25 protein-coding genes are annotated in these 23,721 nt (G+C 42.3%); 8 read left to right on the top strand and 17 right to left on the bottom strand.

What is annotated here, in order from left to right; translation table 11 throughout:
• Positions 1–13: 13 nt before the first annotated feature.
• The 5 genes from ACY8DX_RS08425 to coaA all read right to left on the bottom strand — a co-directional run bounded on the left by ACY8DX_RS08425 (position 14) and on the right by coaA (position 6,205).
• On the bottom strand, positions 14–1,831 hold the full coding sequence (locus ACY8DX_RS08425; RefSeq protein WP_462406554.1) for an ABC transporter ATP-binding protein: 1,818 nt from the start codon (positions 1,829–1,831) through the stop codon (positions 14–16).
• Positions 1,812–3,563, bottom strand: coding sequence for an ABC transporter ATP-binding protein (locus tag ACY8DX_RS08420; RefSeq protein WP_462406553.1), 1,752 nt, complete (start codon positions 3,561–3,563; stop codon positions 1,812–1,814). The genes ACY8DX_RS08425 and ACY8DX_RS08420 overlap by 20 nt, the downstream gene beginning before the upstream one ends.
• Positions 3,564–3,713: 150 nt before the next feature.
• Positions 3,714–4,466 carry a CDP-diacylglycerol--serine O-phosphatidyltransferase gene (gene pssA, locus ACY8DX_RS08415; protein WP_439802657.1) on the bottom strand — a complete coding sequence of 251 codons (753 nt, stop codon included), beginning with the start codon at positions 4,464–4,466 and terminating at the stop codon, positions 3,714–3,716.
• Positions 4,467–4,658: 192 nt separating this feature from the next.
• On the bottom strand, positions 4,659–5,240 hold the full coding sequence (locus ACY8DX_RS08410) for a sugar O-acetyltransferase (protein WP_462406552.1): 582 nt from the start codon (positions 5,238–5,240) through the stop codon (positions 4,659–4,661).
• A gap of 29 nt (positions 5,241–5,269) precedes the next feature.
• The gene (coaA, locus tag ACY8DX_RS08405; protein WP_231589523.1) at positions 5,270–6,205 is read right to left on the bottom strand and encodes a type I pantothenate kinase; all 936 of its coding nucleotides are present in this window, start codon (positions 6,203–6,205) and stop codon (positions 5,270–5,272) included.
• A 156-nt stretch (positions 6,206–6,361) separates the two neighbouring features.
• On the opposite strand from coaA, the gene ACY8DX_RS08400 reads away from it, so the two are divergent.
• Positions 6,362–7,291 carry an ATP-grasp domain-containing protein gene (locus ACY8DX_RS08400; RefSeq protein ID WP_462406551.1) on the top strand — a complete coding sequence of 310 codons (930 nt, stop codon included), beginning with the start codon at positions 6,362–6,364 and terminating at the stop codon, positions 7,289–7,291.
• A 535-nt stretch (positions 7,292–7,826) separates the two neighbouring features.
• Here ACY8DX_RS08400 and ACY8DX_RS08395 read toward each other — a convergent pair.
• From ACY8DX_RS08395 to ACY8DX_RS08380, 4 genes are all read right to left on the bottom strand, one after another.
• Positions 7,827–8,450, bottom strand: a complete 624-nt coding sequence (locus tag ACY8DX_RS08395; protein WP_462406550.1) for a pyridoxamine 5'-phosphate oxidase family protein — start codon at positions 8,448–8,450, stop codon at positions 7,827–7,829.
• A gap of 58 nt (positions 8,451–8,508) precedes the next feature.
• Positions 8,509–8,790 (bottom strand): hypothetical protein, encoded by a 282-nt coding sequence (locus tag ACY8DX_RS08390; protein ID WP_049671280.1) that lies wholly within the window; start codon positions 8,788–8,790, stop codon positions 8,509–8,511.
• A gap of 70 nt (positions 8,791–8,860) precedes the next feature.
• Positions 8,861–9,187, bottom strand: a complete 327-nt coding sequence (locus tag ACY8DX_RS08385; protein ID WP_462406549.1) for an NUDIX hydrolase — start codon at positions 9,185–9,187, stop codon at positions 8,861–8,863.
• Positions 9,184–9,495, bottom strand: a complete 312-nt coding sequence (locus tag ACY8DX_RS08380) for an NUDIX hydrolase (protein ID WP_462406548.1) — start codon at positions 9,493–9,495, stop codon at positions 9,184–9,186. The genes ACY8DX_RS08385 and ACY8DX_RS08380 overlap by 4 nt, the downstream gene beginning before the upstream one ends.
• A 265-nt stretch (positions 9,496–9,760) precedes the next feature.
• Between ACY8DX_RS08380 and ACY8DX_RS08375 the strand changes: the two genes are divergently transcribed.
• Positions 9,761–10,177 carry an organic hydroperoxide resistance protein gene (locus tag ACY8DX_RS08375; protein WP_462406547.1) on the top strand — a complete coding sequence of 139 codons (417 nt, stop codon included), beginning with the start codon at positions 9,761–9,763 and terminating at the stop codon, positions 10,175–10,177.
• Between the two features lie 59 nt (positions 10,178–10,236).
• On the opposite strand, the gene ACY8DX_RS08370 is transcribed toward ACY8DX_RS08375, so the two are convergent.
• The gene (locus ACY8DX_RS08370) at positions 10,237–11,724 is read right to left on the bottom strand and encodes an aldehyde dehydrogenase family protein (RefSeq protein ID WP_049671283.1); all 1,488 of its coding nucleotides are present in this window, start codon (positions 11,722–11,724) and stop codon (positions 10,237–10,239) included.
• 303 nt (positions 11,725–12,027) lie between these two features.
• Here ACY8DX_RS08370 and ACY8DX_RS08365 point away from each other — a divergent pair, with 303 nt between their 5' ends.
• Positions 12,028–12,444 (top strand): hypothetical protein, encoded by a 417-nt coding sequence (locus ACY8DX_RS08365; protein WP_049671284.1) that lies wholly within the window; start codon positions 12,028–12,030, stop codon positions 12,442–12,444.
• 44 nt (positions 12,445–12,488) lie between these two features.
• On the opposite strand, the gene ACY8DX_RS08360 is transcribed toward ACY8DX_RS08365, so the two are convergent.
• Positions 12,489–13,412 carry an aromatic acid exporter family protein gene (locus ACY8DX_RS08360; protein ID WP_462406546.1) on the bottom strand — a complete coding sequence of 308 codons (924 nt, stop codon included), beginning with the start codon at positions 13,410–13,412 and terminating at the stop codon, positions 12,489–12,491.
• A 249-nt stretch (positions 13,413–13,661) separates the two neighbouring features.
• On the opposite strand from ACY8DX_RS08360, the gene pepT reads away from it, so the two are divergent.
• Positions 13,662–14,894 carry a peptidase T gene (pepT, locus tag ACY8DX_RS08355; protein WP_462406545.1) on the top strand — a complete coding sequence of 411 codons (1,233 nt, stop codon included), beginning with the start codon at positions 13,662–13,664 and terminating at the stop codon, positions 14,892–14,894.
• Between the two features lie 41 nt (positions 14,895–14,935).
• Here the strand turns inward: pepT and ACY8DX_RS08350 are convergent, their stop codons facing one another.
• The 3 genes from ACY8DX_RS08350 to ACY8DX_RS08340 form a co-directional block, all read right to left on the bottom strand.
• Positions 14,936–15,424 (bottom strand): BsuPI-related putative proteinase inhibitor, encoded by a 489-nt coding sequence (locus ACY8DX_RS08350; protein WP_439802871.1) that lies wholly within the window; start codon positions 15,422–15,424, stop codon positions 14,936–14,938.
• An 88-nt stretch (positions 15,425–15,512) separates the two neighbouring features.
• Positions 15,513–15,959 carry a DUF421 domain-containing protein gene (locus ACY8DX_RS08345; RefSeq protein ID WP_462406544.1) on the bottom strand — a complete coding sequence of 149 codons (447 nt, stop codon included), beginning with the start codon at positions 15,957–15,959 and terminating at the stop codon, positions 15,513–15,515.
• A 177-nt stretch (positions 15,960–16,136) separates the two neighbouring features.
• Positions 16,137–16,544 (bottom strand): hypothetical protein, encoded by a 408-nt coding sequence (locus ACY8DX_RS08340; protein ID WP_049671288.1) that lies wholly within the window; start codon positions 16,542–16,544, stop codon positions 16,137–16,139.
• A gap of 235 nt (positions 16,545–16,779) precedes the next feature.
• On the opposite strand from ACY8DX_RS08340, the gene ACY8DX_RS08335 reads away from it, so the two are divergent.
• Both ACY8DX_RS08335 and ACY8DX_RS08330 read left to right on the top strand, forming a co-directional pair.
• Positions 16,780–17,787: an endonuclease I family protein gene (locus tag ACY8DX_RS08335; RefSeq protein ID WP_462406543.1), complete on the top strand. Its 1,008-nt coding sequence runs from the start codon at positions 16,780–16,782 to the stop codon at positions 17,785–17,787.
• 61 nt (positions 17,788–17,848) lie between these two features.
• The gene (locus tag ACY8DX_RS08330; protein ID WP_462406542.1) at positions 17,849–18,043 is read left to right on the top strand and encodes a hypothetical protein; all 195 of its coding nucleotides are present in this window, start codon (positions 17,849–17,851) and stop codon (positions 18,041–18,043) included.
• Positions 18,044–18,173: 130 nt separating this feature from the next.
• Here ACY8DX_RS08330 and ACY8DX_RS08325 read toward each other — a convergent pair whose 3' ends face one another.
• Positions 18,174–19,370, bottom strand: a complete 1,197-nt coding sequence (locus tag ACY8DX_RS08325) for a DNA/RNA non-specific endonuclease (RefSeq protein WP_462406541.1) — start codon at positions 19,368–19,370, stop codon at positions 18,174–18,176.
• Between the two features lie 431 nt (positions 19,371–19,801).
• Entirely contained in the window at positions 19,802–19,957 is a 156-nt protein-coding gene (locus ACY8DX_RS08320; RefSeq protein WP_462406540.1) for a hypothetical protein, read from the bottom strand.
• Positions 19,958–20,180: 223 nt separating this feature from the next.
• On the opposite strand from ACY8DX_RS08320, the gene ACY8DX_RS08315 reads away from it, so the two are divergent.
• Positions 20,181–20,363 (top strand): hypothetical protein, encoded by a 183-nt coding sequence (locus tag ACY8DX_RS08315; protein ID WP_462406539.1) that lies wholly within the window; start codon positions 20,181–20,183, stop codon positions 20,361–20,363.
• A gap of 555 nt (positions 20,364–20,918) precedes the next feature.
• Here ACY8DX_RS08315 and dacB read toward each other — a convergent pair.
• Positions 20,919–22,400, bottom strand: coding sequence for a D-alanyl-D-alanine carboxypeptidase/D-alanyl-D-alanine endopeptidase (gene dacB / locus ACY8DX_RS08310; RefSeq protein ID WP_462406538.1), 1,482 nt, complete (start codon positions 22,398–22,400; stop codon positions 20,919–20,921).
• Positions 22,401–22,575: 175 nt separating this feature from the next.
• Between dacB and ACY8DX_RS08305 the strand changes: the two genes are divergently transcribed.
• The gene (locus ACY8DX_RS08305) at positions 22,576–23,340 is read left to right on the top strand and encodes a polysaccharide deacetylase family protein (RefSeq protein WP_462406537.1); all 765 of its coding nucleotides are present in this window, start codon (positions 22,576–22,578) and stop codon (positions 23,338–23,340) included.
• The last annotated feature ends 381 nt before the right edge of the window (positions 23,341–23,721 follow it).

The following is a 23,721-nucleotide window of genomic DNA, read 5'->3' as shown; positions in this document are numbered from 1 at the left end:
CATTTATTCTACCTTATATCGTTTCCTTAAACTGCTGGGAATAGAGCTGATAATAAAAACCTTTTGAAGCAATGAGCTCCTCATGGGTTCCGCTTTCCTTTATTTGACCATAATCAATGACATAGATTCGGTCAGCCTTCTCGATTGTCTTCAAACGATGGGCAATAATAAAGGTCGTTTTTCCCTTCGTAAGATTCTTCAGCCCCTCCTGAATGGCAATCTCTGTTCTAGTATCGATGCTTGAGGTTGCTTCATCCAATATGAGAATGTCCGAGTCTGCTAGAATGGCTCGTGCAATCGCAAGCAGCTGGCGCTGACCTTGGCTAAGATTGGTTCCGCCTGAGGTTATTTTCGTTTCATACTGGTCTGGCAAATGCTTGATGAACTTGTGAGCAGCTGCGACCTTTGCAGCCTTAATGACCTCCTCATCACTTGCCTCAAGTCTTCCATACCGAATATTTTCCATTATAGTACCCGAGAAGAGATAGGTTTCCTGTAAAACAATGCCGATTCTCTTTCTCAAATCTGCCATTTTGTACCGTTCTATTGATTGTCCATCAATAAGCAGTTCGCCGGAAGAGCGGTCATAGAAACGGGATAATAAATTGATCATCGTCGTTTTCCCAGAACCTGTCGGGCCGACCAGGGCAATGGTTTCCCCTGGCTCTGCTTGTAGGGAAATATTCTTTAAGATAAGCTGATCCTTCTCATAGCCGAAGGAAACATTCTTGAAATCAATATACCCCTTAAAGCCTGTCACAGACTCAGCATTCGGGCTGTCCTGTAAATCCGGCACCTCATCCATGATCTCAAATACACGCTCCGCTCCGGCAATGGCCGATTGAATCGTATTCATGAGATTCGTTAATTGGTTAATGGGACGGAAGAACAGCTTTGAATAGGTGACAAAGGCTGCAATAACCCCAATTGACGCCATATCGTTCAATGTAAGAATGGCGCCTGTAGCTATAATCAGCCCAAAGCCTAGATTATTAATAAAGTTATTGACTGGGCCAAGGAAGCCGCTGAAGGTTTCGGCAAGCATGGCTGACTGCCGAAGGTCCTCATTGATTTCATGGAATTCCTGGATGGTCTTTTTCTCTTGGCCATACAGGGTAATCACTTCTTTGCCGCTGATTGCTTCTTCTATATAGCCGTTCAGTCTCCCTAAATCAGCTTGCCGTTTCGCAAAGTTACGACTGGAGACGCGGATGATTCTGCGTGAAACAAACAGCATAACCGGAATGATTAAAAACGATACGACCGCCATCATCCAGTTCAGGCTGAACATCGCAATCGTGACTCCCACAATCGTCAAGACGGAAGAGATAATCTGAACCAAGCTCTGGCTTAAGGCATTATTCAAATTATCAATATCATTCGTCACCCGGCTCATCAAGTCCCCCTGTGAACGGGTATCAAAAAAACGCAGGCTTAACTGCTGCAGCTTCGCAAATAATTCTTCTCTGATTGTGCGGATCGTTGTTAGTGAAATGCGGACCATCATATCCTGCTGCAGCCATGTAAACAAGGAGGCAGCTAAGTAAATAACCGCAAGTAATACAGCCATTTTTATAGCGCCCGGTACATCCTGTATGAGAATATAGCGGTCAATTGTAATGCCTAAATAATACGGTCCAAGCAAGCCGAAAATCGTTGACGCTAAGACAAAAAATAATGTCAACCAAAGCTTCAACCGGTGTTTGCTCAGCTGATTCCAAATACGCAGGATGGTTTCCTTTTGGTTTTTCGCCTTCCTTTTCGGTCCAAAGCTGTGGCGCGGACCTCGAAAATTAGGAGGAGCCTGGCGGTTATTTTCTTGCTGACTCATATGATTCCTCCTTCAATCCTTGAATACGGCAGATTTCTTGATAAAGCGGATTATTAGCTAACAGCTCTTCATGTGTTCCAAGAGCCGCTTCCTGTCCATCCTCAAGGACTAATATTTGATCAGCCTCTTTAACGGATGAGATCTTTGAGGAGATAATAATCTTCGTAGACTCTGGATAATGCTCCTTCAGAGCAGCTTGAATCGCGGCTTCTGAAATAGCATCTACAGCAGAGGTAGCATCATCAATGATCAGTATCTCTGGTTTGCGAACGAGCGCGCGCGCTATTGAGAGGCGCTGCCTTTGACCCCCTGATAGATTGGTTGCTCCCTGCATAAGCTCGTAATCAAATATGCCGTCTAATTCCTTCACAAAAGACCAAGCCTGTGCATCTTCAAGTGCTGCCGTCATTTCCTCTACGCTTGCATCATCCTTGCCCATCTTCAGATTATATTGAATAGCTCCTGAAAACAGCATGGCTTTTTGTGTAATAAAGCCAATCGATTCTCTCAGTTCATCCAAGGAAATCTTTCGAATATCCATGCCGTTTACCAGCACCTGACCCGCTTCCACTTCATATAATCTTGGGATGAGCTTGGCAAGTGTTGTTTTCCCGCTTCCCGTTCCTCCTATAATTCCGAGCGTTTCTCCTGGAGGAATACGAACATTTATATCGGATAATACATGCTCGCCATTTTTACTGTAGCTGAAGCTGACATTTTTGAACTCTACTTCACCCTTATGCTCATTGAGTAATACCGGCCGAACGGGCTCTTCGATATCGCCAGTCGTATCCAGAACGTCCATAATCCGGTCAGCTGATGGAAAAGCACGAGTGATTTGCATAAGAACCGCACTGCTTGTCATCAAGGAGTTTAGAATAATCGTTAAATAATTGACAAACGCAATGATCATCCCTACCTCCATCGAGCCGCTATCAAGCTTAATGGCTCCCATCCAGATAGCAATGACGATGCCCATGTTTACGATAAACTGGAGGAGAGGCATTAATCCCATAATCGTCAAATCAGCCCGAATATTCACTTTTGTTAGATGATCATTCACCTCTGTGAATTGTTTCATCTCATATTTTTCTGTGCCAAATGCTTTGACGACCCTTACTCCGGCCAAGTGCTCCTGTGTCTTCGTATTAACTCGGTCAATCGCTTTCTGAACAAGACCGAACAACGTACCTGCCTTGAAGGTGAATAATACAATGAGCACGACTAGAATAGGGACAATGACAAGTAAAATGGGGAATAACTCTCTCGCTGTTAAGTAAACAATTACGATGCTTCCGATAAACATGATCGGGCCGCGGACAAATATCCTTAATGTCATCATAGCTGCCTGCTGCACGGCTGTTATATCATTAGTCATAATCGTAATCAGCTTGCCTGCTCCAAACTTATCCATATTAGGACCAGAGAAATAATCAATCTTCCGGAAAACATCTCTCCGCAAATCAGTCGAGAAATGAACCGCTGCCCGTGTCGAGAAGATGCTGCTTCCAACTCCTCCAACAAGACCGAGCAATGCTGCTCCAAACATGAATAACCCCATTGTCAATACATAACCGTTATCTTCCGCAGCAATTCCATTATCAATGATCTTTTGCATAATGGTCGGCTGGATTAAATCCATTCCAACCTCCAGGCACATAAATAAAGGACCGAGCAGAACGATGAAACGGTATGGTCGAAAATACTTAAATAACCCTGCTGCTGATTTCATCCATATCCACTTCCCACATATTCTTTCTATTGACATATAAAAGGGCGTACGATACCAAGCCCGCACGCCCTACATATAAAATCTTTGGACCTTTCTTCCATTAGGTTAAACACCAGACCTCACAGCCGCTCATGTTAGGTGAGGCTTCTATCAGCGTTTTACCTTCTTCTTTCGCAGCTTATCCTTGCGCGGAAGCCTGATTGTTCTGCTTTTCTTCAGCTGAAACTTCGGTGTCCTAGCTTTAATATATCGAGCGATAATAAAGACAACATAAATAGCGATAGCTACATAGAAAAATTCCGGAACACTATTAAAACCAGACCTTGCAATTAGATAGAACATATAGAGCAAAAATAAAGTAATAATGACTGTATAATAATTCAATTTCACCTTCTTAAAGCTCGGAATCTTGATTGTACTGACCATTAGGACAGCCAGTCCGAAGAATAAGATGATGAATAAGCTGATATGGATATAGTTCTCCAGCAAGACAAGAAAGGCTACAATGCCTCCTGCAAATGTAATAGGAATCCCCCTGAAATGCTTCATTGACTCCTCTGTCGGGGTTATATTAAATCTTGCCAGCCTGTAACACCCAAACAGCGGGAATAATCCAGCCATCCATATTCCATATTGGTTGAAATCGGAAAAGAATGTATAGGATGCCAGGAAAGCAGGCGCCACTCCAAAGGAGACAATATCGGCCAGTGAATCGAGCTGTTTGCCCATATCATTGGCAACGCCTAGTATACGTGCCATTCTTCCGTCAAGCATATCTAACATTAACGCAATAAATATTAGAATGGTGGCATTCCTTACATCGCCGCTAATTATGTAGGAAATAGATAAATACCCGCAATACAGGTTTCCTAAGGTTAATAAGTTCGGTATTTGTTTGATCATTCGTCACATCCTCAATCTGTCACACCAGTATTCGTATGATTGCAATTGTTTTCTAATTGTATTTTAACAAAATTATGTCAGTTTGTATCCTTTCTCCTTCAGAAGAACGAAAAAACCTTCCCATAAACGGTGAAACCCCTCTGTCAAAACAGGAGAGGTTCGAATCAATTTTTCGTACTGAAATGAATTCCCTTATACGATAGGATTTGTTTCTGGTTGATCATCAATTCGTTTAATCATTCTTGCTGGATTACCGGCAACAACAACATTATCCGGAATATCCTTCGTTACTACGGCTCCTGAGGCTACGACAACATTATCGCCAATCGTCACGCCAGGATTAATGATCGACCTGCCGCCAAGCCAGACATTGTGTCCAATCTTGACCGGCTTGCCATATTCCAATCCTGAATTTCGCTCATCCGGCATTAAGGGATGGGTCGCCGTATAAATATGTACGCCAGGGGCAAGCATGCAATTATCACCAATGACTACCGGGCATGTATCCAATATGAGACAGTCAAAATTTGCATAAAAGTTCTCCCCGACAAAGATATTATAGCCATAATCACAAATGAAGTTTGGTTCAATATAGATATTCTTGCCAGTGGAACCAAGCAGCTGTTTTAAAATGCCTTCTCGTTCCTTTAAATCTGTCTCGATCGTTTGATTATAGATCCTCGTCCACTTTCTCGCTTCCATCCGATCTCTGACCAGTTCATCGTCTGCTGAACGATACATTTCCCCATTGATCATTTTCTCTTTTTCTGTCATATGGCTAGCCCCTCTCGTTTTTTTAGCGTTTAGATCTTCCGAAGCCGAACAGAAGAAATTGAATGATTCGCATCCTTCTCCAAAATGATATTGGCACGGTTTCTTGTCGGCGCTATATTACGGTCTAAGTTAACCTTATTGATTCGATTCCATATATCCGTTGCAACTCGGTCTGCCTCTTCATCCGTCAAATCAGCATAGCGGTGGAAGTAGGATTCCGGATTGGCAAACGCCGTTTTTCTAAGCGTCTTAAACCGCTCAACATACCATTGATAAATGTTCCGATCATCCGCATCGACATAGATGGAGATATCAAAGAAATCCGATACGTAGACACTATGAGAATGTGCTTCCTGCTTTGGTGTCTGCAGCACATTAATCCCTTCAACAATCACGATGTCCGGCTGCTTTATGACCGTATATTTTCCTGGAATAATATCATAATAGAGATGAGAATAGACTGGTGCTTTAACCTTTGGATGTCCAGCCTTAATTCGAGATAGAACTTTAATTAATTCTTTTGTATTATAGCTCTCTGGGAATCCCTTCTTATCCATGATTCCCTTGGCATTCAATACGTCATTCGGATAAAGAAAACCATCCGTTGTGATAATCTCTACACTTGGTGTGTTTGGCCATCTTGAAAGGAGTGCCTGAATAATTCTTGCTGTCGTACTCTTGCCGACGGCGACGCTTCCAGCTACGCCGATGACATAAGGCACCTTTCTCGTTGTATTGCCAAAGAAAGTATCCGTAACGGCATGAAGCATTTGAGAGGAATTGACATATAAATTTAGCAGACGGGTCAGCGGCAAATAAATCGTTGTAATCTCTTCTACAGATAATTTCTCATTCACGCCTTGAAGTTCCTCGATTTCCGTTTGCGTGAGTGTCATTGGTGTATTAAAACGTAAATTAGCCCATTCTTTTTTCGAAAAGTAACGGTATGGTGAAAAATTTGGCATGGGTATCTCCCTTTTTCTCTTTCTCATTCATCAGTATAAACTTTGGTAAGCTGTTTTTCCACCCGAACAGCCCTTTTTATGATTTTTCGAGAATTGACCATGCACTTTTTTGGGTGATACTATAATAATAATCTGCCATAAAAGGAGACTATTGACATGCCATCCATTTATATCATTCACGAAAATCAAGAATGGACAAGACATCTGACAAACAGATTGGAAGAATTGAAGCTTCCCTATGAGGAATGGCATTTGCACGAGGGGCTTATTGACCTTACTGCCGAGCCGCCTGTGGGAGTCTTTTATAATCGAATGAGTGCTTCCTCCCATACACGGGGACATCGTTATGCCCCAGAAATGGCAGGCGGGGTGCTTGATTGGCTTGAACAGCATAATCGCACCATTGTGAACGGTTCAAAAGCCCTTTCCTTTGAGATTAGTAAAATAAGACAATATACAGCCTTGACGAAAGCTGGGATCAAAACACCAGCAACAGTAGCGGCTACAGGCAGGGAAAACATTATCGAAGCCGCCAAAAGGCTTGGAAAAACTCCGTTCATCACCAAGCATAACCGGGCCGGAAAGGGACTAGGCGTCCAATTATTCCAGTCTATTGAAGCCTTGGAGTCTTATTTGAACAGCCCAGCATTCGTGGAACCTATTGATGGAATTACTCTCATTCAAGAATACATTCAATCACCGGAATCCACTATCACAAGGGCCGAATTCATTGGCGGCCAATTCTTCTATGCTGTGAATGTTGATACATCAACCGGCTTTGAACTTTGTCCTGCAGACGCCTGCCAGATTAATGATCTCTACTGCCCAACTAGTGAAGAGGCAGTAGAAAAGCCGCAATTTGATATTATAGAAGATTTCCACCATCCTATAATCAGTCAATACGAGGCCTTTCTAAAAGAAGCTCAAATTGATGTAGCAGGGATAGAATTTATTCGAGATGCCAGCGGCACGATCTATACGTATGACATTAACACCAATACGAATTATCATTCAGAGGCAGAAAGCAGAGCAGGAAAATATGGAATGCTTGAGCTGGCTAAATATCTCGGAAAACAATTGGGATGAGGTGAAACTTCCATCAATCGGAATTCTCCCATTGATGGTTAGTTGAACCAATCGGGCTTTTACGGACAGTTGACCTCCCGCCTATACTTCTCGATATTCCTCCCTTTTTAGGTGAGAGTCTTACTGGCCGTTAATGCGGGATAAGGTGAAACTTCCATCAGTCGGTGTTCTCCCGCTGATGGTTAGTTGAACCAATCGGGCTTTTACGGACAGTTGACCTCCCGCCTATACTTCTCGATATTCCTCCCTTTTTAGGTGAGAGTCTTACTGGCCGTTAATGCGGGATAAGGTGAAACTTCCATCAGTCGGTGTTCTCCCGCTGATGGTTAGTTGAACCAATCGGACTTTTACGGACAGTTGACCTCCCGCCTATGCTTCTCGATATTCCTCCCTTCTTTTAGGCGGGTCTTACTGGCCGTTAATGCGGGATAAGGTGAAACTTCCATCAGTGGGAGTCTTACTGTCCGTTAATGCGGGATGAATAGGGAAAGCCCCTCATATTGGATTCTTCCAATTGAGGGGCTTCCTTTCTACCCTAGTATAATCTCTTTATATAGCTTTCTTCTAAGCTTACCTCTATTTCTTCCTTTGTTTTTTCGGCTGCCTTTGCATGAGCAGCAAGGATTTCCCCTGCTTTTGGCATGTCGTCAAGCGCCAGCCACGAACTCGGCTCCCATAGATTAGAGCGGATAATGGCTTTCCCGCAATGAAGGAAGCATTCTTCGACCTTGACGCCAATCCCGACTGAGGGAATGCTATTAGATGCTGCCAGCGGATACAGAAGCTCCTGATCGGTTACAATAGATGCCTTACCATTGATTCTTAACGTCTCCCTTGAACCGGGTATGAGAAAAAGAATCCCAACCTGAGGATTTTCTAGTAGATTATACAAGGAATCGAGCCGCTTATTCCCCATCCTCTCTGGAATAAGCAAATGCTTCTGATCTAGTACGGAAACAAAACCAGGCTGATCTCCGCGTGGTGAAGCATCCGCATTTCCCGCCTTGTTAGATGTAGCTAAAACAAGAAAGGGAGATTTAGCGATAAATGCCTTGCAATGCTCGTCCAAGCAGTCAATTACTTTATTGACAGCAAGGGAGCTTGGTTTCCCCATAAGGTCCTGTAAAGCCTCTCTCGTTTGGATCACATTCTTAAACATAAACTCCCCTTTTCTCTCGATCCCATCATCTATTGTTCAAAAAGTATGTATGACAATCTCATAAGAAAATAATCAGTGTTGAAAGAAGACAGATAGCCAAGCTAGGCAAAGCTACAAGAAAATAGCTGTTTGACCATGTTGATTTGAGATGCGAGGCCTTACTAAAGTCATCTGCAAGCTCCTTTGCTGGGGCTGAGCCAACCATCAACAGGGCAATAAGCAAGCTGATCCCGCCAGTAATGCCCGTTAGAATTGGCAGCAGCTGCACATCACGGTATAGAGCGAATATGAAAATATCAATACAAGCAATGATGATGCCATAAACGAGAAATTTTTTCATGATTACCCCTACTCTCTGATTCTATTCGTGCGCGATCCTCATCCTTTATTGCAGCAAGTCATATCATTGACTAATCTAGCTTCCCTGATAAATGACTGTTCATAGCCTCAGCAACGGCTGCCGTATATTCCTTTGAATGAGGGACGAATTCATCCTTTGATAACACACGTGTATACATCGCTTTTTTCCCGTCTTGATCAGTCATAAATCCTTTTGCCGTCAATTGGTTACATTTACCGTAGTAAAATTGGATGAAATCATGCAGATCCACCTTGGCCATCCCATCTACCTCCTCTTTCTGAAGAGAAAATGACTCTAGCGGTATCTTACATTCATACAGAAACACATGGCTGAATTCCTTGTCCGCAATCTTATTGGTATTAATGATGTTCTTCATTTTCCCCAGGTAAATAAGCTCGCAATACTGACATGAATTCCGACTTTCTCTTCGATTTCACGGACACCGTCATGTACAGATTCATGTTCCATTAAATGTCCAGCGACCGTCATATCAAATAAACGAGGAAAATCCTTTTTCCTATGGCTCCTTTGCTGCAAATAGAGCGTACTTCCTTCTGGATTGACATCGATAAAGTAAACCTGAAAGGTCTCATGCCAAAGTCCCTTTTTATGGGCTTCATCACGTGCTGTCGTTCCAATTTGCCTTCCCTGCTCATCAAATATTTTCAGTATTTCTGTATCCATGAACCCACTCTTTTCAAAATGTCATTACTATTATTATATTCTGATTGAGCAGCTGGAATCCATAAATGATTGTATTTTTTGAAAATTCCATCAAAATACACAAACTAAACTGATCACCATCATAAATCCAGAATCGAATATTCATTAAGGATGACCTTCGCCAAAAGAGAGATTTCCTATTTCTTTTAAATTTTGTCTCCCGCTCCGTTTAGGAAGCGAGCAATAGGGAAAAGTCTACTAATTGCTTGAAAAAGGGGATGAAGAAATGGAACCATTATATACAGCTGTTGTATCGGCGACAGGCGGAAGAGAAGGACATGTAAAATCAGAGGACGGCATCATCGACTTAGATGTACGCCAGCCAAAAGCATTAGGAGGATCAGGTGAGGAAGCAGCCAATCCGGAATTGTTCTTTGCCTCTGGTTATGCCGCCTGTTTTGACGGTGCACTCAACCTCGTGCTGCGAAAAAACAAAATCAAAGCGGATACAACGGTTACCGCTAATGTGACAATCGGGAAAGATGAAGCTGACGGGGGACTGAAGCTAGCAGTCAGACTAGATGTATCGATTCCTGATTTATCAAAAGAAGAAACAGAAAAATATGCAAAAGAAGCGCATCAAGTTTGCCCATACTCCAAGGCAACAAGAGGGAATATTGACGTGACCATCGTTACTGTCTGACCCGTTTTCCACACATAAAAGCGGTGCCCATGCAATTATGCCGGGCACCGCTTTTTCTATTAATTCATATTGATCCAGACACTCTTCACTTCCGTATAATTATCAAGGGCGTAGCTGCCCATCTCACGTCCAAGGCCTGATTGTTTATAGCCTCCAAATGGTGATCCGGCATCAAATGTATTATACGTATTCACCCAGACAGTTCCTGCCTTCAGTTTATGCGCAATGTAATGGGCTTTCTTGATATCCTGCGTCCAAACGCCGGCTGCAAGGCCGTACATGCTGTCATTGGCTTTCTCGACCAAATCATCGATATCATCAAACGGCATGGCCGCCACAACAGGACCAAAGATTTCTTCCTTAGCAATCGTCATGCTGTGGTTAACATCCGCGAAAATGGTTGGAGAAACAAAATAGCCCTTATCAAACGGAATATCTCCGCCTGTCAGCACTTCTGCCCCCTCTTCGATTCCCTTGTCAATATACCCTTTAACACGGGATTGCTGGGTAGATGAGATAAGCGGACCCATGGTCGTACCTTCTTCCATCCCATTTCCTTGCTTAATGTTCTTTGTGTTAGAGACAAGGTCAGCAACGACGTTGTCATACAATTTCTTTTGGACATAAAGACGGCTTCCCGCACAGCAAACCTGCCCTTGGTTGAACATAATTCCCATCAAAGCGCCAGGTACAGCCTTCTTTAAATCAGCATCAGGCAGGATGATATTCGGAGATTTCCCTCCAAGCTCAAGCGTAATTCTCTTTAATGTGTCGGCTGCAGAACGCATGATGGATTTCCCAACCTTCGTCGACCCGGTAAAAGCTACCTTATCAACATCTGGATGGTCAACAAGCGGCTGGCCAGCTGTTTGTCCATAACCTGGAACAATATTCACCACTCCATCCGGGAAACCAGCTTCCTGGATCAACTCAGCCAAGTATAAAGCAGAAAGCGGTGTATTCTCCGCCGGCTTTAAGACAACCGTACAGCCTGTCGCCAGTGCTGCTCCCAGCTTCCAGGCAGCCATGAGAAGCGGGAAATTCCATGGGATGATTTGTCCGACGACTCCCACCGGCTCATGTCTTGTATAGTTGAAGTAGTTCCCTTGAACCGGGATGGTCTGTCCAACAATCTTCGTGGCCCACCCGGAGAAATAACGGAAATGCTCCACCGCAAGCGGAACATCCGCTTTAGAGGTTTCCGAATACGGCTTTCCATTATCTAATGTTTCAAGCTGAGCTAACTCGACTTTATTCTCTTCCATTAAATCAGCTAACTTATAAATAAGCCGGCTTCTTTGTGAGGCACTCATCCTGCTCCATGGACCTTCTTCAAAGGCCTTGCGGGCAGCCTTTACAGCGAGGTCAATATCTTCTGCCTCAGCCTCTGCCACCTTTGCGAGTACCTCCCCTGTTGCCGGATTCATCGTATCAAATGTCTTGCCTCCTGCTGCTTCGACAAACTTTCCATTGATATATAACTGTTTTGTGCCCTCTAAAAATTTTGCTAGTTTTGGGCTGATGTTGGGACTTAGTGTGGTTGCCATAACTATCCCTCCAAATTATATATTTTTATGCTGGAAACGTTTTCATTATAAGGTAAATTTTCACACAATTCAAATTATTGAAGGGCGTTTTTCAGGGATAAAGCAACTTCATTATGATAGTATTTCTTTTTCCTAATAGACTTGTCTTAAAAGCTTTTCATACAGAGTAAATAGAAACAATACTTCTATTAGACCGTTTTTCTTGCATAATTAACATTTTGATGACAAAAGAGAGGAAATCCGCCACCGCACGGAGAATATGGTGGTATAAAACGAATTCTATTCCTATACAGGAGGATACGAATGAAGAATACACTTCTCGAAGACTTTGAACCATTCTTTGTTGAGTTTCAGCGAATTTGGAACAGCTGTCACACGGAAGAAATGATTGAACGCCTCTCCCCTGATATTGCTGTCCGCTGGGCACAGGCTGACGGAACAGTGGCTGATTGGGGCTATAAGGAGGCCTGCCTCGGCTGGGCGGAGGCTTTCGAAGAATATTGCGGGCATGATCCGAAATGGACGTTCCATCCATTAAAGATAGCCCAAGCATCAGAAAACGAAGTAATCGCTATGTTTTGGGTAACGTTTGAGATGGATGGGATTTCAAAGGATGTTGTCAAGCTGTTTATTCAGCGGTTCAGAAAGGAAGAAACAGGCTGGAAGCTTATCCGTGAATACTGTGAGAGTCTTCATCCTGCCCTCGTCAATATTAAATAACCGATAAAAACGGGTGCCCCATCTCAATTGAAGCACCCGTTTTTTCATTGTTCTAGTTCAATGAATTGTTCGATCTTATTCAGTAGAATCAATAGGGCAGCGCGAGTTTCGAATTCCTCTCGCGTTTTTGGAAGGTCCATGCTTTCAAACCGCTGCCTCAAGGATTGGAGCTTCTCGAGCATGATTTCTGGTTCTTTAAGATTTGCTCCAAATTCCTCTACTAAATCAGCAATCATATCATTTTGCTCAAAGGTGGTTGGCAAATGAATAATCAGCGGTACCATCCGTTCGACAATTTGGAACTGCTGGAGCCGTTTTGAGAAATAGGGAAGATAGAAGGATTCTCTTTTAAAGAAGGAATTCTCCTCACTTCTTCTGGCTAAATCCATTCCCATCTCAAGAAGCCTCTTCGTCCGAATAATATATTCATCATTCCAAACCCGCTCCTTTTTACGGATAAAGCGGCTGAATTGCAGGAATATAATTTCGAAGTTGCCATCGAGCTCCTGCATGATTTTTTTGATATCTCCCTCTACACTTGGCATATATAGATTAAATAGCAGGGCCACAAGAATCCCAATCAATACAATGCATAATTGATTGATGAGAAGCGCCTCTGTAATGGCATACGACATGAAAAGCTGCATGACAATTACAAAGCCTGGAACAATCCCGTCCTGAAGGCCAAGCTTCGCCATTAACGGTACATAAATAAATAGGAGAAGTCCAACTGCAACGGGTGTATAGGCACAGCCTTCAAATATCAGGATAGCAAGGCCCATCCCAAGCAAGCAGGCCAAAAGCCTTTTCCAGGCAATCAAGATGCTTTTCCGCTGTGTGCTCTGCACACTTAAAAGCGTAATCACAGCAGCCGTGCTGGCATTCTCCAAACCAAGCATCTGGGCAATGGATAAGGCAATCATTCCTCCAATCGCCGTTTTCACCGTTCTGCTTCCAATCGTAAACATCGTCAATCCCTTCTCTCCGTACAAACTCTATGGGGCAAATTCCTTTTGACTTTCCCTCAGTGATACCCGAGAAAGTCGATTGGAACACATATCCACCTTCTTTTTTCACAAAAACATTATATTAAAATAAACAAAAGAAATAAATCACCCGGTTAAAGGAAAAATAAACCTAAGAAAATATAAGAAGTTTTTGCTGAAATAATATAATTTTCGCTATAATAGAACTCATAAAGGAGATGAATGGATATCATGAACAACCCATTAGTTGAACGATTTCTTACATATGTGAAGGTGGATACTCAATCTAACGAGGAAAGCCAAACAACGCCTTCCACTGAAAAACAATATAATTTATTGAATTTGCTAAAGGATGAACTTACCTCCATCGGAATGGAAGAAATCACCCTTGATGAAAATGGCTATTTATTCGCTACCCTGCCAGCGAATACGGATAAAAACGTACCGACCATCGGATTTTTGGCACATGTGGATACAGCGACTGATTTCACTGGCGCAAATGTTAAGCCGCAAATCGTTGACAATTATGACGGCGGGGACATTGTATTGAACAAAGCCCTCAACATCATTCTATCACCAAAGGATTTTCCAGAGCTTGAGGGGTATAAAGGCCAAACACTCATTACAACAGATGGTACTACCCTGCTTGGGGCAGATGATAAAGCAGGCATCGCAGAAATCATGACTGCAATGGACTATTTAATCAAGCATCCGGAAATCAAGCATGGCAAGATCCGCGTTGCGTTCACTCCTGATGAGGAGATTGGCCGCGGACCGCATAAATTCGACGTTGAACGCTTCAATGCTGACTTTGCCTACACAATGGATGGCGGACCGCTTGGAGAGCTTGAATTTGAAAGCTTTAATGCTGCAGCAGCCAAGCTTACTGTAAAGGGCACTAATGTTCACCCAGGCTCCGCGAAGAATAAGATGGTCAATTCCATGAAGATTGCGATGGACTTCCACGCTGAGCTTCCAAAGGAAGAAGCACCTGAATTCACTGAGGGCTATGAAGGTTTCTATCATTTGCTGGCAATGAACGGAGATGTTGAACAAACGAATCTCTCCTATATCATCCGTGATCACGACCGTGCTAAATTCGAAGCGAAAAAATCAACTATGCAAGCAATTGCAGCAAAATACCAAGAAAAGTATGGTCAAGAAAACATCATCCTTGAAGTAAATGACCAATACTACAATATGGGCGAGAAAATTGAGCCTGTGAAGGAAATCGTTGATGTTGCCCATCAAGCAATGGTTAACCTAGGAATTAAACCAATTGTTAAGCCGATTCGCGGCGGTACAGACGGCTCCCAACTGTCCTTCATGGGGCTTCCGACACCAAATATTTTTGCTGGGGGCGAGAATTTCCACGGTAAATTCGAATACGTTTCCGTCCAAAGCATGGAAAAAGCATCTGAAGTCATCGTGGAATTAGTTCAGTTATTTGAACAGCGTTCCTAATGGAAAGCGGAGAGGCCTTACAAAAGGGCCCCTCCGCTTTTTTATTCAATCGTAAACTTAAGCAGCTGCTTATAATCTGTTTTCTCACTTCCAGCTGTCAGCCATGCTTCAAGCGTATAGCTGCCCGGGGGTAAATCCTTCAATGGAATCTCGAAGGTTAATCGTTCACCAGGCTTCAAATCCTGCTCTACCAGGGCTTGAGTAAAGAACTTGCCCTCTGAACCTTGTTCGATTATATCTCCCGCTTCATTTCGGAGTATATAATCGAACTTCTGACCGCTGTTAAACGTTAAATGAATGGTTTTATCTGACTTGTTTTCAACCGCATATTCAAATTGATACGTATCATTCTCTTGTTTCCTTTCAACTAAGCTTGCCTTTAAATGTTCTGCAGTCACACCGCTTTGATCAGGCTGAACATTCACTGGTTCTCCTCCATTCCCCTCATTCGCTGTATTGGAATTCTGATTATCATCTCCACAGGCCGAAAGGATTAAAAGGCACACGAGAAACACCCATGCTTTTTTCATATTTATCCCCTTTCTGAATCTCGTCTCTTTTCAGTAATTCAACAAGGATGGTTTAATCCCTTCTTGGTATTGACCATCTAATCCCGATTTACTCCTTTAAAACAGAAAGCTTGCCGTTCGCTTCTAATATTCCCACCTTCACATCCTCCAAGTGAAAGGCACCATTCTGCCTCAGCAGGTTTTCTACTTCGTGCTCTGACAGACGGTTTTTCCGCATTACCTTCTTCATTATTTGACCATTATGAATCAATAATTCAGATTCTCCTTTAATCCTGCGTCCGAGAAACGAAACCTTACGAGAGACCAAATCAGTTGAATAAATAAGAAATGACCATACACCAACCGCAATGAAGATGTCGTAAAATTTCACAGCTGGATCATATGCTGCATCCCCTACCAAATCTCCCAGAGCCACTGAATATACAATATCCAGCGGACTTGCCTCAGCCAGTTCCTTCTTGCCCATTAATCGGATAATGACAATGAGGGATATAAATCCAGAAATAATCTTGATGATCATAAACAAATATGCCATTTCTCTCACCCGCCCTTTCATCAATGAGTCTCATTTAGAGCATCATTGTTCTAAAAGGTGGACACCACTCTTCCCCTCTTACTTTTTATTTTTATTCCCTTCTATAAAAGATAGAAACAGAATTGAGGTGAAAAAAAAACCATCATAGCATGGAATGCTTGATGGTCATTGGATTATTTATAAGTTCAGGTTCGTTCTCGGGCTTCTCCATTTCTCTATAGCCGTCTGCAGCACAGAAGCCAGGAATAAGGTTTCCCCCGTGCTTAGTAAAATTGTATTTAGAGGATTCATCATATCAATGGATTCTTTATCAAGCCTTCCCTCTTTTTCCAGCTTCAGCTGGATAATGGCGGATTCAGCCTGACTCTTAGTGAAACGAATCATTTTATTTCCCCAAGAAGATTCATCCTTTGTAAATAAAACAGAGTTTTCTTCAATGATTGCTGCAAACATGATTCCATTATTGCTTTGATACAAATATGGTGCATTTGTGAAGAAATCTACCGGTGGATCTTCCAATTGTGCATGTTCTTCCTGTAATGCCAAAATTTCTTTTTCCACTTCTTCTCTGATGCCAGTAACCATTTTCTTCAACTCCTTTTATCCTCATTAGTTAAAAGTATATAACGTTTTCATACAGGTGTCTCTGCATAGTTGAACATAGCGAAAAAGTAATTTTATTTAAAATTTTCACTTAATTTTCACATCTATAATGTCAATTATGTCAATATTCACATTTACAAATATGGGGAGAATTGCTATGTTAATGGCACCACAATTCTCCTCATGGATAGGATACAAAGGAAAGGGTTGATAGAGTATGAAGCTTGATCAGCAAGCCATTAGTATCATCCTCCAAGCAGTCCGTGCCAAAGAACAAGACCTTCAAGAGGCCGCATCCCATTTTCTGCAGCATAGAATCCCTGATGAATCCATTTTTGGCGAACAGATAATGAAACTGTTACCTAATATGTATGCGGAATCAAACGCTGTTCAATCGATAGAGGACCCCTTGAAAGAAATTCTAGATCAGTATTATGATGAAACTTCAGATAATCAGCTAAAAGCAGCCTACTACCAGGACCTTTCATGGGATGCCCCCAAAGAAGAGCTGCTGAACAGTCTTACAAACTTAATCTCCACTACACACGCAAATCCGCTCCCCTATTCACGGAGCAAGAAGTTGCTTCATTCCTTAGTCGATCTTCATGAAGATGGGAAGGCAAGAAGTATTTACTCAGGCAAGAGCTTAGAAGCCGGCACCTTGCTTTCATATGACTTGGTATATGAAGCGGCCGTTCGCGAGGAAATCAGTAAGTATCCTTCCTTACAAAATTTGAACGGTTCCCAAGAGGACCTTCTTGAATCAGTTCTAACTGCCCTGGCTTTAAATGTTGAACATATCATCCCACAATCCTGGTTTGATAAAGCAAGCCCAATGGTCGGTGATTTAAACCACTTATTCACCTGTGAAACAACCTGTAATTCTTTCAGAAGCAATATCCCTTATTATGATTTTGACGATTATCCAAGCGCTTCTAAGGAAATCATCCGCAATGATTGCGGCAAACGCGATGGGGAAGAACGCTTTGAGCCGCAAAATGGAAAAGGGGCCGTTGCGAGGGCAAATTTATATTTCCTAACCAGGTATCCGGATATCTTGCCTCAAGACCGGCGGAAAGCCATTGATATCCCCATGCTGATTAAATGGCATGAAGAAAATCCCGTTACCCTTTATGAAAAGCATCGAAATTGGTGCATTCATCATCTTCAAGGAAACCGGAATCCGTATATTGACTTTCCAGATAAAGCTGCTGTACTCATTTAAGGTGCTTTTCATACAGAAGTCTTCCGTAGGTGATTCTGGTTGTATGGGATGATGGGTTTGTTTGATAGGAAAATGGAGGACCAAATCAAACACTGCTACCGATCCATTTGGCCAACTCACCACATTTGAACGCCCCCTTCATTCCCTATACAAGGATACGAAATACACCTATGAAGAAGTCAGTAATATCATGGGTTATCATCGGGATACAATCTGGCATAAGCGGAAACAGATTAAAGAGAAATTAGAAGAATGAATAATGAGCCCTCCCAACTACAGGTTTATTTATGAGGCGCAAACAGAACTTTCCCTAAAATAAACAAGAAAGCTTGGGAAGAAACCCCAAGCTTTCTTGTTTACTATTTGATTTATTGGATTCTAGGTGTCTACTCACCTACCAGCCCATCACCATCATTATCCCTCATATAAGGATACAACCAGTGGTCTTTCGTAATAGGCATGCTGTAACCTGCATCTTTTGCTTCTTGAATCGTCACCTCACCATTGCCATTCTTATCGACACTAGAAAGATCACCGCTTTTGTTTGAACCAGTTGAGTTTTTATTTGAACTAGTTGAACCAGAAGATTTGTTTTCTGTTAAACCACTTGATTCGTTTACTTTATCCGGGTTAACATTATCAAATTTATCCACAACCTTGTTGCCCTTTACGGTATACGTATACTGGTAGCTTGAAGGAATCTGTGTTTTTGTATTCGGATAAGTAATAATTGCTTCAAAATTTGTCGCACCACCAGCATCACGAATCACTTTTTCCATATAAGCTTGGTCCCCATGCCTGTTCAATATACTTTCTTGCGGGGTAATATTATACGCATTCGATACCCCTCCGAGAGAATCAGCTATTATATGTCCTTCATCATAACGATCACTTTCCACACCGGGTACTTTTGCCTCATCAGAGTAGTATCTTCCAGACGAATTGACAGGTTCGCTGCTGTCGTCTTGCAGAATAATTTTGTCAGCAATGACACGTACTAGTTGCCCGTATTCATTAGTGAATGCCCAATATTTACGGTCCCCAAAGCCAATATCAACAACAACGTTAGCTTGACGGTATCCGGACGTATCACCGCCATCCACTTCAATTTGTTTGTATCCTGCGAACTGTGTCTCTGTATTTTTCTTTGCTGCTTCTTCCTTCTCTTTAGCCTCTGCCTCTTCTTTGGCTTTGGCTTTTTCTTCAGCCTCTTTCTTTGCTTTCTCTTCCTTAGCCTTAGCTTCTGCCTGAGCTTTAGCTTTGGCTTCCGCTTCTGCCTGAGCCTTTGCCTCTTCTTTGGCCTTCGCTTCTTCCTCGGCTTTCGCTTTAGCTTCTTCCTTCTCTTTGGCTTCTTCTTGCTGTTGCTCTGCCTGTGAGTCACTATTCGTATTTTCCTCTACCGGAGGTGCAGTTACACCAAATAAGACGAAAAACAGTATGGCTGCGGCACCAAAAATCAAAAGTGCAGACTTTCTTTTCCTTTTGTTCTCAGGCAGCCATTTCAATACGAGGCTTGGTTTTATTAAACCCACAATCAAAGCTACAATAGATAGTAAGAATAGTACTATAAACAAATCATCCATCTTTTACCCTCCTTCTATTTTTGTATTTTGCTTTGATAATAGATAGGCTTTTGATTATTGCTCCTATTCTTATTTACCACTTCGCAAATCTAATACCCACCTATATGTTATTTTCATATAATAAAAATACACTAAAATAGATTTAGATGTCCAACCGAGAATAAACATGGGGTTCCATTCAGATGAAAAAAAGCGATATAAGCCGCCATTCTCTCTCTAGACTTAAAGCATCAAAATCTTATCTGCATATACCCCTTCATATGTTTCTCCTCCTATGCCGCCTTCCTTTGATTGTATGTGCCTGTTTATTGGCCGCAGAGAGACATTTCGTTGAACGGCTTATACACTTCATGAATTCGCTCAACAACCCATAATCATAGCCGCCAATGTCCATTGGATGGAATCCCGCATTGCCCAACAAACCAAATGATTCACCCTTTTCCAATCAATCCTCCGAAATACTTTTGCCGGGCGTCAATCATTTGCTCCAGATTCGGAACCGTTTCCGCCTCATCAGAAGGCGGAAAGGTAAATGTTATGACGACGAGTACCAAATACATGGTGATGATAAATCGATTCATTTTCATTTTGTCTCCTCCTGCTGGGTTCATTTCATCCGTCTAAATCATCGTTGCGCCAATCATATTCCCTTTTTATCTGCACAAAACAATAATTTCCATTATACAAAATTCCCTTATTGGGAGATGCTCCAATCCTGGGTGTCGTGAATAGGATGGTAAGGAAGGGAGTGATTTTCAGGTGCGCAGAGAGACAGACAGATTCGATGGGTTGCACTTCTTAGTGATATTAATGATCGCTATACTTCAGTTAATGGTTGGATTTTCAGAATGGGTCTTTGTGGTAGCCAGTTGTTTGTATGCCGTCTTGGCTATCCTGTTCATCGAATCCTTTTCAAAGTATGCCGTTCTTAAATTTATCATTCTATTAGCCATCATTTTTTCATTACGTATCTATATTGCTTTGTATTCCTAAGGCTTACGAACCAGGTTAATCATAAATGAAAGCGGCTGTCTCATAAGTCCCTAATAAATGAAACAGGCGGCGAAACTAAATTGGTTTCGCCACCTGTTTTTTGATTTATGAAAGAACTTTCCTGAAAGTAGCTGGGCTACTTTCAGGAAGTTATGGTCTATGGCGTCAATCCCGAATTCCATTTGGGATTTCAGGAGATTTCAGAGGAAAAAACGCTGGAATGACCGAACACGCTTTCGTCCTCCACTTTACGGAGGGCTCTTCTTTCCTCTTTTCGCACTTGGCTATTGTCTTCCCGTTCCAATTCCTCCATTTCACATGCGACCTTCTTTGCAGTGTTTCCTCTTCGATGGAGATGCGGGATGATGGGTAGATATTAAAAAACGTCCTTTCGGTAGGGTGTTTGTTGGCCCCTTCATTTTATCGAAAAGGTGTTATTTTATATTCTTTTCTCTTTACCTTTCCTCCACGGTAAAATGACCAAGAGCTAAAGCCTCCTTAACGATATCTGCCCATAGAAAAAGGACTGCTCTAGAAGCAGCCCATGAAAGAACCTCACTCGCTTGCGAGAATGACAGCAATCTGATCCTCAATGGTTTTCAGATGATCCTCTTCTATCGCATTATTGATGATAATGGAGAAGGTATATTTATTCCCTGCATTGCCTTTCACATACCCTGAAAGAGAGCTTACGGTAGAAATGGAACCGGTCTTTGCCATGACCTTGCCTTCAGCAGGTGTTCCTTTCATTCGATTGCGCAGCGTTCCTCCGACAGAACGGTCACTGTTTCCAGCAACAGGCAAGGAATTAAGATAAATTTTATACCAAGAAGCAGACTGAGCTTTAAAGAGGACATTGCTCAGTGTATTTGGCGTGATGAGGTTCACATGCGACACACCAGACCCATCCCTCATGAGGATATTATTATGGTTAATTCCAAGGGAATTGTACTGTTTTTCAATAACAGAGAGCCCGTGCTCCCAGCTTCCTCCCTTGCCCTTTACGCGGCCTAATTCCTTCACGAGGACTTCGGAAATCGTGTTATTGCTTAGTTTTAAGTATGGTTTCACGACTTCTTTTAAAGGAGCTGATTGGTCTGATGCGAGCTTTACTGCACCTGGACGTACCTTCCCTGCAGTCATTTTACCAGCAGTCTTGATGCCTTCTTTCGCAAGGGAACGCTTAAATAGCTCTAAGGTATAACCTGTTGGATTTTCAACGGCTATCCAATATTTAGAGGCAGAGCTGTTCTTCGGAATACTGCCCGTTATAAATAATTGGTTTGTTCCATGCTTACGCGTTACTTTGATCGTTTTCTTGCTGTCAGCCTTCCCTGTCTTAGCCTTATTAGATAACTTGATATGGCTTGTTTTCGGCAATACCTTTATGCTCGGCGCTTTCCCTTCTTTGGCTGCTGGTGCGACCTGAATGATGACCGTTCCAGCATCATAATCAGTGTCTGGGGATACGGTCAATCCTGATATTTGTGCTCCATAATATTCCTGTTCATCGCTCCAAGGCAAGTCAAGAGAAAGTCTCGTGCTGTCGTACCAGCTGTCATCAGCAACTAGATTCCCCTTCACCTTGCGTATACCTTTTTTCTTCAGCTGCTTGCTTAGTTTGTCTAAATCAGCTGTCGTAAGAGTAGGGTCGCCATACCCCTTTAAATATAAATTACCCGTTAGAACCCCATTAACTGCTTTTTTGTCCGTATAAACTTCTGTCTTAAAACGATAATTTCCTCCAAGAAGCTTTAAGGCTGCCGCGCTCGTCACAAGCTTAAGACTTGAAGCAGGCCGAAATCTGGTATCCCCGTTCTTTTGGTAAATAATCTTCCCTGTCTTAGCCTCCCTCACGCTGATTCCTGTCACAGCTCCTTTTAGATCCTCATGACTTAATACTTTCGATATTTTGGTCCCAAGTTCTGATTGGGGACCTGCATGGGCTTCTTGATGTTCGGTGTACTGCGCCAGCGGTAATATACCTAAGAGGACAACCATCCATATCACAAACAGCGATTTCTTGCTTCTCGACATATCCTTCTCCCACCTGCCTCTTGTTTATATCCATATTTTCACACAAAGACAAGTCCGTGAGTAGGGTATATGGATGTATCTCCCATTTATTTTTATGTTAATTAACCCCTTAAATATTTCTTCCTAAATTCCATATACTAATCCTTACTTGCATAGATGAAGGGATGTTATGTAGATGGGCAAGAAACTTCTTCTATTATGGTTCGTACTCTTCTTCATTCTCATTCAGGAACCACGGGTATATGCATCAATAAAACCCAGGGAGGAATATGAGAAGACAGGGCGTGTCATATGGGAGACGAATACAAAGGAAAAATTAGTAGCAATCACATTTGATGATGGGCCTCATGAGGTTTTCACACCGCAAATCCTTGATTTGCTTGCAAAGTACGATGCAAAAGCCACATTCTTTGTTACAGGTAAAAACGCTTTGTTATATCCAAAGGTATTAAAAAGAGAAGCAGATGAAGGACATGAAATCGGCAATCATACCTTTCACCACTTCTCAAGCAGGCGCATGAGTTCCCTTCAATTATCGATGGAGCTTGATAAGACGGATGAAGCAATTGAAAAAATCATCGGCAGGAAACCGACCCTTTATCGGCCTGTTGAGGGAGTTTATAATGATACGATTATCGAAACCGCTCACAAAAAAGGCTTTGATGTGATTTTATGGTCTTGGGACCAAGATGCACTTGATTGGAGAAATCCGAAGGCAGCTAAAATCGTCGATCATGTTCAGAAGGGATTAAGCCCTGGTGATATCATTATTCTGCATGATTGGAACATGAATCGTTCTTCAGAGACGGTTAAGGCAATGGAGCCTATCTTAAAACTATTAAAGGATAACGGGTACAAAAGTGTCACCATCTCTGAATTGTTGTACCGAACAAAAAAGCCTCTCCCTAGCATACTGGACCCTCTTCCTAACTTCCCATAATACAAAAAAGATGCAGGCATTATGAGCCTGCATCTTTTTTGTCCTGCATCCGGCAGGAGCATGTCCATTACATCATGTTTTGCTCGGTTATCTTAAAAGATTAGCTCCTCGATAAACATAAAGGCATATAGGATAAACCCTATCGCTCCCACCGAAAGAATACCGATGCATACAGCATAAAAGACCTCACGAACAAACCCCATCATGGAATGACCTCTTCTCATTGAATGAAACACTCTTTTCGAACCATTCGGAATTATCCAACAATTACCATTATACTATCATATCGTTGACTTTCATGCCATTTATTTTACGGATTACTGATCAATATTTCTCTCCACTTAATGAAGAAATGAAATGTTTCATTCATAATCAGCTATA

This window comes from Gracilibacillus sp. Marseille-QA3620 (assembly GCF_054950035.1).
Note: the sequence above shows the minus strand (reverse complement) of the source record. Positions and strands in the feature narration are given on the sequence as shown.

Bases quoted from the DNA above. Each gene is read 5' to 3' on its own strand.
- ACY8DX_RS08345 (WP_462406544.1), bottom strand. From the start codon at position 15,959: ATGGCATATTTGTTTATGATCATCAAGATTATTTCTGGATTTATATCC.
- ACY8DX_RS08380 (WP_462406548.1), bottom strand. From the start codon at position 9,495: ATGGATACAGAAATACTGAAAATATTTGATGAGCAGGGAAGGCAAATT.
- ACY8DX_RS08315 (WP_462406539.1), top strand. From the start codon at position 20,181: ATGATCGCTATACTTCAGTTAATGGTTGGATTTTCAGAATGGGTCTTT.
- ACY8DX_RS08385 (WP_462406549.1), bottom strand. From the start codon at position 9,187: ATGAAGAACATCATTAATACCAATAAGATTGCGGACAAGGAATTCAGC.
- dacB (WP_462406538.1), bottom strand. From the start codon at position 22,400: ATGTCGAGAAGCAAGAAATCGCTGTTTGTGATATGGATGGTTGTCCTC.
- ACY8DX_RS08360 (WP_462406546.1), bottom strand. From the start codon at position 13,412: ATGTTTACGATTGGAAGCAGAACGGTGAAAACGGCGATTGGAGGAATG.
- ACY8DX_RS08410 (WP_462406552.1), bottom strand. From the start codon at position 5,240: ATGACAGAAAAAGAGAAAATGATCAATGGGGAAATGTATCGTTCAGCA.
- pssA (WP_439802657.1), bottom strand. From the start codon at position 4,466: ATGATCAAACAAATACCGAACTTATTAACCTTAGGAAACCTGTATTGC.
- ACY8DX_RS08305 (WP_462406537.1), top strand. From the start codon at position 22,576: ATGGGCAAGAAACTTCTTCTATTATGGTTCGTACTCTTCTTCATTCTC.
- pepT (WP_462406545.1), top strand. From the start codon at position 13,662: ATGAACAACCCATTAGTTGAACGATTTCTTACATATGTGAAGGTGGAT.
- ACY8DX_RS08425 (WP_462406554.1), bottom strand. From the start codon at position 1,831: ATGAGTCAGCAAGAAAATAACCGCCAGGCTCCTCCTAATTTTCGAGGT.
- ACY8DX_RS08350 (WP_439802871.1), bottom strand. From the start codon at position 15,424: ATGAAAAAAGCATGGGTGTTTCTCGTGTGCCTTTTAATCCTTTCGGCC.
- ACY8DX_RS08365 (WP_049671284.1), top strand. From the start codon at position 12,028: ATGAAGAATACACTTCTCGAAGACTTTGAACCATTCTTTGTTGAGTTT.
- ACY8DX_RS08420 (WP_462406553.1), bottom strand. From the start codon at position 3,563: ATGAAATCAGCAGCAGGGTTATTTAAGTATTTTCGACCATACCGTTTC.
- ACY8DX_RS08335 (WP_462406543.1), top strand. From the start codon at position 16,780: ATGAAGCTTGATCAGCAAGCCATTAGTATCATCCTCCAAGCAGTCCGT.
- ACY8DX_RS08320 (WP_462406540.1), bottom strand. From the start codon at position 19,957: ATGAAAATGAATCGATTTATCATCACCATGTATTTGGTACTCGTCGTC.
- ACY8DX_RS08395 (WP_462406550.1), bottom strand. From the start codon at position 8,450: ATGTTTAAGAATGTGATCCAAACGAGAGAGGCTTTACAGGACCTTATG.
- ACY8DX_RS08390 (WP_049671280.1), bottom strand. From the start codon at position 8,790: ATGAAAAAATTTCTCGTTTATGGCATCATCATTGCTTGTATTGATATT.
- ACY8DX_RS08340 (WP_049671288.1), bottom strand. From the start codon at position 16,544: ATGGTTACTGGCATCAGAGAAGAAGTGGAAAAAGAAATTTTGGCATTA.
- ACY8DX_RS08325 (WP_462406541.1), bottom strand. From the start codon at position 19,370: ATGGATGATTTGTTTATAGTACTATTCTTACTATCTATTGTAGCTTTG.
- ACY8DX_RS08400 (WP_462406551.1), top strand. From the start codon at position 6,362: ATGCCATCCATTTATATCATTCACGAAAATCAAGAATGGACAAGACAT.
- coaA (WP_231589523.1), bottom strand. From the start codon at position 6,205: ATGCCAAATTTTTCACCATACCGTTACTTTTCGAAAAAAGAATGGGCT.
- ACY8DX_RS08370 (WP_049671283.1), bottom strand. From the start codon at position 11,724: ATGGCAACCACACTAAGTCCCAACATCAGCCCAAAACTAGCAAAATTT.
- ACY8DX_RS08375 (WP_462406547.1), top strand. From the start codon at position 9,761: ATGGAACCATTATATACAGCTGTTGTATCGGCGACAGGCGGAAGAGAA.